A 1,115-nucleotide genomic window follows, 5' to 3' on the forward strand; every position below is an offset into this window, starting at 1 on the left:
CCAAGAGCTGATGAGCATCATCATGCAAATGATTCAGGCGAAAAGTGAAACCATGCAAACGGTGTTAAGCCGTCCTGCAACGGTTTAAGGAGCGTAAGTATGTTGGATAAAATTGGTGGAACGGGTCGCGGTGAACTGTATGGTTTGGGCGACACTATCAAAACAACCAAAGCAGAAAAAACACCAGAGACCAAATTGGAAGCGGGTGCAGTAAAAAGCAACGGTGAGTCAAACGTTTCTGGTGCGGGTCGTTATCAATTAGATGGGCCGAAAGCTCCTGCGATCAGTAATCAAGCACAAGTGGTTGCGAACCTGATGGGTGAGCTTGCACCAACGATTGATCTACTGATGAGCACTACCGCGAAAGTGCTGAACGGTGAAGAAGTGATCAAATCACCTTCGGACGCGGTTTCTCAATCGCTGTCTTTGTTGACGCTGCTTTACCAAGTGTCGAAGCTAAGCCGTGAACAGCAAGTGCTTCAACGTGAAATTGCGGTTGAAGCCAACGTTGCGAGTTTGCAAAGCCAAGCGGCAGAGCTGAACAACTCTGCTAGCGCGATGATCGCGATGGCGGTTGTATCTGGTGTGTTAGCGGGTGCTACAGCAATTATCGGTGCGCTTGGTTCGTTCAAAGCGGGTAAAGAAATTAAGACCGAGATGGCAAGCAACAACGTGCTGAAAACGCAAAAGGCGGGCTTCGATCAAGTAGAAGAGTTGATGAACAACGGTAACTTGTCAAAAACTCAGCAAGATCAAGTAAAACGCGCACATTCGCTAGCGAAAGACAGCATTGCAGACACCACGGCTCAGTTGACTAGCGGCGGTCGCAAGTTCGATAAACTGATGAGCTCAAACCAAGCGAAGAACGCGATTCTTCAAGCTCTTGGACAGATGGCAAACTCAGCATCGAACGTTGAACAAACTAAAGCGCAAGCTCGCAGCAAGGACGATGAAGTGCAAGCGACGCGAGCTCAAGCAGCGAAGCAAAAAGCAGATGAGAACATCGGCTTCCAAGAAGGGTTGCTTAAAGAGTTGCGTGAGCTGTTCCGTTCTATCTCTGATAGTCAGAACCAAGCGTGGCGCGCATCTATCCCGACAGTGTAATTGCGGTTTCA

1 protein-coding gene is annotated in these 1,115 nt (G+C 48.8%); it reads left to right on the forward strand.

Annotated elements, in window-relative coordinates:
• Positions 1–99: 99 nt before the first annotated feature.
• Positions 100–1,104, forward strand: coding sequence for a type III secretion system translocon subunit VopD (vopD, locus tag R8269_RS25645; RefSeq protein ID WP_005464399.1), 1,005 nt, complete (start codon positions 100–102; stop codon positions 1,102–1,104).
• The last annotated feature ends 11 nt before the right edge of the window (positions 1,105–1,115 follow it).

Source organism: Vibrio sp. Vb0667 (assembly GCF_033391095.1).

What these genes read in the sequence shown, in the direction of transcription:
- vopD (WP_005464399.1), top strand. Translation starts at nt 100, where the DNA reads ATGTTGGATAAAATTGGTGGAACGGGTCGCGGTGAACTGTATGGTTTG.